8 protein-coding genes are annotated in these 8,544 nt (G+C 49.3%); 1 reads left to right on the top strand and 7 read right to left on the bottom strand.

Annotation, left to right across the window (positions count from 1 at the left end; genetic code table 11):
* On the top strand, window positions 1-377 hold a 377-nt coding region (locus J1C54_RS15675; RefSeq protein ID WP_255612693.1), incomplete at its 5' end, for an aconitase family protein.
* A gap of 51 nt (window positions 378-428) precedes the next feature.
* Here J1C54_RS15675 and J1C54_RS15680 read toward each other — a convergent pair.
* The 7 genes from J1C54_RS15680 to J1C54_RS15710 all read right to left on the bottom strand — a co-directional run.
* Window positions 429-1,466, bottom strand: coding sequence for a DNA cytosine methyltransferase (locus J1C54_RS15680; protein WP_229149726.1), 1,038 nt, complete (start codon window positions 1,464-1,466; stop codon window positions 429-431).
* Between the two features lie 2 nt (window positions 1,467-1,468).
* Window positions 1,469-3,262, bottom strand: a complete 1,794-nt coding sequence (locus J1C54_RS15685; RefSeq protein WP_229149729.1) for an ATP-binding protein — start codon at window positions 3,260-3,262, stop codon at window positions 1,469-1,471.
* Between the two features lie 199 nt (window positions 3,263-3,461).
* The gene (locus J1C54_RS15690; protein WP_229149732.1) at window positions 3,462-5,864 is read right to left on the bottom strand and encodes a 3'-5' exonuclease; all 2,403 of its coding nucleotides are present in this window, start codon (window positions 5,862-5,864) and stop codon (window positions 3,462-3,464) included.
* A 112-nt stretch (window positions 5,865-5,976) separates the two neighbouring features.
* Complete coding sequence (locus J1C54_RS15695; protein WP_229149734.1) at window positions 5,977-6,597, bottom strand: hypothetical protein; 621 nt, start codon at window positions 6,595-6,597, stop codon at window positions 5,977-5,979.
* A 97-nt stretch (window positions 6,598-6,694) separates the two neighbouring features.
* On the bottom strand, window positions 6,695-6,982 hold the full coding sequence (locus J1C54_RS15700) for a type II toxin-antitoxin system RelE/ParE family toxin (RefSeq protein WP_229149740.1): 288 nt from the start codon (window positions 6,980-6,982) through the stop codon (window positions 6,695-6,697).
* The gene (locus J1C54_RS15705) at window positions 6,982-7,269 is read right to left on the bottom strand and encodes a CopG family ribbon-helix-helix protein (RefSeq protein WP_229149736.1); all 288 of its coding nucleotides are present in this window, start codon (window positions 7,267-7,269) and stop codon (window positions 6,982-6,984) included. Before J1C54_RS15705 ends, J1C54_RS15700 begins: the two co-directional genes overlap by 1 nt.
* Window positions 7,270-7,387: 118 nt before the next feature.
* The coding region (locus J1C54_RS15710) for an oxygenase MpaB family protein (protein WP_229149738.1) at window positions 7,388-8,544 on the bottom strand (1,157 nt) is incomplete at its 5' end.

The following is an 8,544-nucleotide window of genomic DNA, read 5'->3' on the forward strand; positions in this document are numbered from 1 at the left end:
TGGACCAGCACCAGCTGACCGAAGAAGGCTACTACAACATCTACGGCCGCGCCGGTGCCCGCACCGAAATGCCGGGCTGCTCGCTGTGCATGGGTAACCAGGCACGCATCGCGCCGAAGTCCACCGCAGTGTCCACCTCCACCCGCAACTTCCCGAACCGTCTCGGTCAGGGCGCGGATGTGTACCTGGCCTCTGCGGAACTGGCGTCCGTCGCTTCCATTCTCGGCAAACTGCCGACCGTGGAAGAGTACATGCAGTACGCCGACACCATCGATTCCATGTCGAAGGATATCTACCGTTATCTGAACTTTGATCAGATGAAGGAATATACCGACGTGGCGGACAAGGTGCAGATTCCGGTGGCTCAGGTGAGCTGATTGGGGATTTGCTCTTCGTGGTAATAAAAAGCCCGGGGGAAGCCGGGCTTTTTAATTTACAAGCAACTGATATAGCGGTCGCGCATGAGCCAGTACTAGTGGTGGAGGCAAAGCATTACCTATCATCTGGGCAATTGACTCCTTCCCATGAGATGTTAGAAATTTGTACCTCAGAGGAAAACCTTGAAGCAGCGCGGCCTCCCTTAATGAAATGGCTCTATCTTCCTCGGGATGTATGAACCGGCCCCTGGAGGGGTTATAGCACCCTCCGGTTATGGTAGGCGATACATCATCCCATGCCATGCGACCATATACGTCAAAAAAACCGTTCATCTTCATATGGCAGTCAAGTTTTAGACTATCTGGAAGCTGTGTCCGACTTCCTCCATTCTTCGGGATGGCTCTGATAATCCGCTCCACCTTCTCGGAGCGCCTCTGTGGCATGTTGTGTAAATCATCCTCTACCAAAACTGAACGAGTAATGGCTGAAAATGTCTGCCTCACCGAACTACGACTTGCAGAGGGCATCGGCCAATCCACATTGGAAATCCTAGAGGCCAACATGATTAATCGTTTTCTTCTCTGCGGGACACCGTACTCAGCCGCATCATGGACCGCATCAATCACAGAGTAGCCCTTGCCTTCAAGGAAAGCTTTAAGATCCGAAAAATACTGATGCTTTGAAAGCGCCGGCACATTCTCCAGCATCACGCATTTCGGAAAAAATTCGTCGACATACTTCTTGAACTGAAAAACCAACGAGTTCCTAGGATCGATATCTCCATATTTCCCGTTCTTTGTTTTAATTCTCGAGAAACCTTGACAAGGAGGGCATCCAGCCAAAAGATCAAGTTCACCTTTACGTAACGACAGGCGCCTTCGTATGGCGCGAGCATCTATCTGGGTGATATCCCCAATAAATAGCTCAACTTCAGGATGATTCAATTCATATGTGGCCGCAGCCTTAGAACACAACTCTACCGCCCCACCCACAAAAAAACCCGCCTGCTTGAGACCCTCAGTTAGCCCCCCGCATCCAGAAAACAGGTCAATTGCCAGGGGCTTCTTACTTTGCATTTCCTTAGACACCTTCACTCCTGTTCCGCTTTTATGATGCTCTTAACCAAATCAAGAATGGCAATTATATCTGTGTTTTCAGATAAGTCTGCCTTGCCAAGCTTGTATTTACATACCGCCAATATATCGGCCGCCGAGCCTCCATCTGGGGTGGCGAGCTCATCATAGAGCACCGCTTTCGCCTCTTCAGAGCTCATAGACCCTAACTTGCCTTCGTCGTGCCCAATAATGGCCAACACCACATGCTCTGGGCTCTTCCTAGGCAAAAATGACAGGCGCCCCCTTATCCAGCCTAAATATGATCTCAAAGCCTTTGCTTTATTCGCAGCCTGCGAAGGATCATCACCTCCCGAAATCAACAGCTTGGGAGAAACCCCCAGACTTTTACTACAAATCTCGTCCAACTCTTCGTCCTTAGATGCTGGAAGATCATCAGGATCAGGGATTTCATTACCGGTTGATTGATCGCCGTCCATGAAAAAATAGACATTTTCATTCTGGTGCTGAGCCACAGGCCCATAAGTTCCCAGAATGCTCGAAGCACCTCCTGGAACCACAGAAACATCAACCACCTCTCGCTCTCCTTCATCCAGCAAGGAAATTGCTCTTCGCACTAAAACGGCGGCCAGCTCATCCTCCACCACCACACGTATTCGATCGGTGGGTATTTTCTGAAGTCTATGAAATGCGATATATGGACTACACTCGTTTGAAATAACTACCTTTTTATCAACATTCTCGCTCAGGACTTTTATGGCTTTTTGGGGAAGTCTTTCAACAATCTCTGGAGAGTGAGTTGAAATAACGATCTGGTGCTTCTTGACTTTAATCTGCTTGAGTAAGAATTCAAGAAATCTAACTTGTGCACCAGGATGCAAAGATGTTTCCGGCTCATCAAGGAGAATCAAAGACTCATTATTTGCAGCCATTATTTTAACAACCGCACTAACAATAGCCACCTCGCCACTTCCAGCGAACGCCTCCGAGTATTCGAATCCCCGATTAAAAAGCACGCTGATATCCTCTCCCCTTCCCCCTGGATATAGCCTATGCCTTACAAGCCTGGCAGCCTGATATTCTCGGCCGAGTATCGTTGAAATGGCATCAATCTCTTTATTTGAGAGATCTCTATTCTCAATAATTTTTTCATAGCCATACAATGTTAAAGAAGAAAGATTCTGACATATTACTTTTCTTATGCGTTTTGCTTCCCTTCGCATGTCTCTGTGATTTTCATCTAGAGTCCTACCAGTATCAAAGTAAAAGTATTTATCGAATGATCCAAATTCGCACTTAAAATTAATGTACACAACATCCTTCTCAGGAGGGTTCCATCTATCTTTTGATAGCCCCGTGATTCCTGGCTTAACGGGAGGAACCTTCTCCATATGATCACCGGAGGTACGCTTTGTTGGCTCCCAATAGTCCAATCTGGCTGGCTTAGACACTCTGGCTTTTCTTGTCTCAACAATCTTTGATACCGAATCATTCCAATGACCAACAATGTACCGTGATGGATTTGATTTATTATCCGAAATTGGATCCAAATCGGTAGAGAACCAGAATCTACTTGTACTCTGATCTTTTGGAGCGCCATACAAAGCATGTAGTATTGAGCTTTTGCCACTTCCATTGGCCCCGACCAAAGCAATCAGTGGAAAATTCAGTTTTAGCTCTTCATCTTTCGCAATGTTCTTAAAGTTCGGAAAACGAATGTGAGAGATATACCTCAACATCGGCGCGCCAGGATAAAACCCAGAAAGCGTCGTTACCAGCCTCTTAATGCTTACATCTGCACTAGATGACACACAAACCCCCAACCAAAAGTATTAAACGCATACAGTAGGCATCAGGCCTGCCACATGATGCTAACAGATGTCAACTTTTAGACCTGTCTCCGCCGTCGAATAGGCTAACGAACTGAGATACTCTAGCAACCCAATGTTTACCAATATTCACTTCCCGATCGAAGAACAAAATTAACCTTGCAAGACAATAACCATTAGCTTAATCCATAACGATAAGAGACTTCCCTTTATACTCAAACTCATTGCAAAACTCTTGAATACTCAGAAGAAATCGACTTGCTTGATTCTCCTTATCAGAAGTGTATGTCAAATACAGGCTATCGCACGCACGAGTCATTGCCACATAAAGCCTAGAAGCATCTCTTGCAATCTCATCATCCTCCAAACCCTTTGCTGGAATAACTCCTTCTTGAACGCCAACTATGAAAACATAACGAAACTCATGCCCTTTTGCGGTCTCAATGGTGCTAATAGAAACACTATTGCTCTCATAATCACCCGCGTTAATACGGAGCTCCTTAGCCGCCACCCCTTCGTCTTCAAGAGCCCGCTTTACAGCCTCTCGAATCCTTGAATTCAGACCAATAACACATATCTCAGGACATCCATTAGGATCATCATGCAGAGCCCGATAATCCCCCACAATTTCGGATATTCTTCCTGAAATAAATTCTATCTGAGAATCTACCGACCTACACTTCACCAAAGCCGGGCGCTCGCCTGTCCTGGCGGGAAAATCCGGCTGAGTAGGACTAACGACATTATCTTCATCAACATCAGCATACTGATAGTCTTTGATCAAAGCATAAGAAGCAGCCATTATCTCCCTTGTATTCCTGTAGTTCTTCTTAAGAACAAAGCTTCTATTTGCAACGTTCACCCCACAAGACTTCAACACAAACCCCTTTTTATAAATAGTTTGAGCTCCATCCCCAACTAAAAACAGCCCATCCTCAGCAGAAGATATTCTCCCACCTCCAAACACCGGCATCTTACCAAGCATGCTTATCTCAATCTGAGAAAGATCCTGGACCTCATCCACAAGAATCGCTCTAAATGGATGGTATTCGGATAACCTAGAATCCAACTGCTGCATATCGATATCTCTCCATCCTAGGGCGGCAAGAGACTCTTTGTCTTTTGAAAGAAGCGCAGCCGCAGCAACAACAACAGCCTCATAATCTAGTTGAAATATTCCCTTAATCTGCTCATCTTTGTATCTTGCCGCTTCAAGAAATATTTCTCTTTCAGCCAACCCAAGCCCCGACCCGCGACCTATACGCCGGAATTTTTTTGCATCAAGGTAATCGTCGTATTGGGATGGCATAAGTCGCGTTCTAATATGAGATATTTCATCTTCAACAAACTTAGAAAGACCGCTCCCAACAGAGAACTTATATGCTTTCGACCCAATAATTTTTCCTTGAACGAAAGACAAAACACTCTTTGATACTGACACATCGTCACGAAGACGAGTAAAAGCACCAGCACCTTTTGGGTGCAAATCATGAATTACTTTCTCAGAAAAGCTATTTATAGTGAAAGTCGATATGTAAGAAGATTCCACCCCGCACAATTCTTTGACAAGCGAATCCAATAGCTTTCTCATACTTTCCGTCAGAGTCACAAGAACTATTGGCTGCTTGTACTTCTTAACAAGGTGCCGAGCACGATGAAGCATAACGCATGTTTTTCCACTGCCAGAAACCCCCCTAAGCCTAGCCGGGCCATTAAAATTCTTCACCGATATTTCTTTCTGCTTTGGGTGAAGAAAAAGCAACCAGTCAGCCCATGAAGCATCATCTGGAATACCAACAACATCCTCCCAAGTCACAAATATTTCACTATTGGAGGAGCTTTCGATTGCCTCGGCCATATCATCAGCCCCTGCCAGCTTATAGTCCCCCAAAGCTAGCTCAATCCTAGTGAGAAGCTCTTGATACTTTTTATCATGCGAAAGGGAAAAAAGATCAATGTAAAGAATCGCAGAGTCAGAGCCATGAGCTCGATCGATATAATCAATTACCCCTACTGAATCCTCCTCCCATTTTTCAGAAGTAATTGTGAACGCATAATCGACAAGATCGCTATCACATATTTTGAGAAGCTCATCTTTCTTAGCATGACGAAGAAGAGGAAGGGACATCATCTCAATTGGAGTCTCAAGATCCAAATTCATTGGAGAGGATATTGATGATGGCCCAGAGGAAACCTTTACAAACTCTAAAGTCTGATCTTTTGGATTCATTATCCAATGATAATCTTTATGAGATTCAAGCCAGTTCTCAGCATCATCATGCGTCCCAGCAAAAAGAAATGCCCGAATCTTTTCTTTGCCATCTACAAGCTGAACAACCAACCTATAACCGTCGCCCAAATCGTACTTCTCTGCGTTCGGGATTCTGGACTCACCATGATTAGTTCTTTTGAGAGACGTAATTTCACCCTCAGTTCCTGCCTCAGACATAGCAGCCCTGACTTTTGTAATAACGTCCTTTCCTTTCTTTCCAGACCTACTCAAATCACGAAAGCATTTGTTTAGCGCCTTTACCTGAATTACCTTCATAACCCACCAAAGAAAAATAATTAATATTGAAATCAAAAAACTCTCGATCACGAATAACTGGAAAATCTATTACGCCACAACAATCCGAACCGGAATCAGGCCTCATAATCCCCAACACCCAATATCAGTGAGCTTGAAGGGGGCAAACTCACCTGATCATCCATATCGTCAATATGACTCTCCAACGGCGGATCAAGCACATCAGCCTCACCCCCTCTTCCGCCACATAGGCGCGCAGATGCTGACCCACATCCTTGTAAAACCGTGGCACCGCTTCTTCCAGCTGCTCAATAAAGGTTTTCGCGCCGCTGAACTTGGCGGCCATGTCATGCACCAGCATCACTTCGAATGCCACTGGCGCCAGCGTCTTGTTGCCGCCTTCGATTAACGCCGGATCTTCGCGCAGGTCATTAAGCAGTGCCTGGGTGATGGGCGCCCTGCCGGGCCAGCTGGCGCGGATATAGCCGTTTTCCGGGGCGGAGGTTTTCTTTTTGTCTTTGGGGGCGGTCACGCTCATATAGATGCAGACACTGCGGCGCACTAGATCGGCGACCACTACCAATGGCGCGGCGGCATCGAGAATATCCAGCCGGGCGTAGAGCTTGTGGTTCTTGACCAGATGCTCGCAGTCGTCACGCACTTCCTGATGCCAGGAGGAGACGGACGCTTCCGCCGAGGCATCTGTTTTCGGCAGTACGGCGCCGGCAGCGCGCGCGGTTAGTCCCCGGTGCACGGGGAAAGTAAAGCCAAGAGTGGCGGGGAGTGTCATCCGGGTCCCTGTTTTTATATGTTCTTCCTGAGTAGTGCGAAGGTACCAGAAGGTGAAGGGATGGCCAAATGGTAAACGGAGGAAATTCCTTTGAATATCATAGTGATATCAGTGGCGGCCAGTGACGTGCTGTATGCACCACCGCCAGAATCCGCAGCTGCTTGCCCGACATGTCGTACACGAGCATGTAGTTGCTGTGGACGACAAGCTCGAAGGTGCCTTGCACTCTTCCCTCTCGCCCACTGTGCGGGTGGTCCACGAGCATTGCAGCCCTGGCTGAGAACAACTCGTCTAGCGCCAGAGCGGCCAGCGGTTTATCCGCTTCGATATAGTCGTAGATGTCGTCTCGATCCCGGATGGCCTCGGGAGTCCAGAAAAGCTCCATCACTCAAATGAAGCTAATCGAGCACGGGTTGCGGCGCGCCGGGCAGCGAACTCGGCCTCAACGTCGGCGGCTGGAATCAGGTCACCTGCCGCCGCCGAGGCTCGCGCTTGCGCTACCTTATCGGCCAGCCAGGCGTCGTAGTTCTGGGCTTGCTGTTGCTCGGCCACGTAGTTACGCATGAAGTCACGTAAAAGCTGGGCTCCGGTACGATCACGGGTCTTGGCCGCATAGACGAACTCGGCCTTCAGGTCTTCATCAACCCGGAAGGTAAAGGTGGCATCGCTCATGGCTTGCTCCTTGATGTGTTACAGGATCAGTGCATCGTAGCACACAGATGGCCCGAGCCAGAACCGGCTGGCGCGGCCATGTGCCAAACACTCAACCTGTCACGCAGCGAGTTGCGCGTCACTCCACCACCCGCCCATGCAGGCGACTCAAAATACGCTCTGCCTCCGGCATGATCGTGCGCCACAGTTTCACCGTCTGCCCGTCCAGGCCGCGATTCAATGCGGCAGAAAATCCGGCCGCCCGATTCATCATCGACACGCTGGCGTGCAGCAGTGCATAGGTCGCGCGCTCACCGGTTGATGCCGTGCGCAGACCATAGTGCGTTCTGATCTCCGCATCGAAAACCTGGCTTAGCGCCGCCGTGCCCACTGCATCAAGCAATCGCGCCAGCGGCCGGATTCGGCCAAACAGACCACGGCCGAGACCAAGGTCCTGCAGCTCGGTCATAAAGCTGCGCAGCGGCGCATGGCAAGTACCTGGATCCATGGACAGGATAAAGGCGGCAAGCTGTGTTGCTGTGTCCTGCCAGTGTTTGCACAGCAACTCCTCAGGCACGCCCTGCAGGAAGCTGACATAGTTGATCCAGTGATTAAGTGCTTCCAGTTCCTGATCGGAGATCGGCTTGTGCAGATGGCGGCGCATGGCCAGCATGGTGACCATGATGGTGGCCACCACAATCGATCCATCGGCGGCGGACATGGGCACGCCCAGCTCTGCTTCATCCCAACTCAGCGGCGGTTGATAATTCCATGGCTCCTGATGCCCGCGGATGGCGCCACGAATATGACCATGGACCAACCGGATCTTGCAGTTCTCGCGGAACTCGTCGCTGTACAGATCACCGGCGCCACTTTCCGCCACGGCGTTAAACCAGCGGAAGGTTTCCAGCACGCGGACAAAGCCGCGCCGCTTGCTCTCTTTTCTGGCAAGGGCCTGCTCAATGGTGGCCGGCACTTTTGTCGGGCGGTTGGTAAACAGCAGTGCCATGGTGATGGCCGGCACCATGCCCTGCAGGTAGATACCCACCGGCAAGCCATAGGTGATCAATCCGAACAGGTCGAGCTTGGAGCGAAATACCCGCCCACCCTCGGTGACTTTTTGCCGATCGATAAAATCCGGAATCTGCACTGCCGAGCGGACAAAATCAGCCACTTCAGCGGCCACATCAGTGTCCGGGCCAACGCCTTGGCGCAGCGCCGCATCCAGTTCTCTGCCTAACGATCGGTTGGCGCGCATGGCCCGGGCCAGATTGTCCGCCGCTGGATCTCCACGAT

Origin of the sequence: Alcanivorax sp. 1008 (genome assembly GCF_020667895.1) — a bacterium.
Lineage (GTDB): Bacteria > Pseudomonadota > Gammaproteobacteria > Pseudomonadales > Alcanivoracaceae > PGZG01.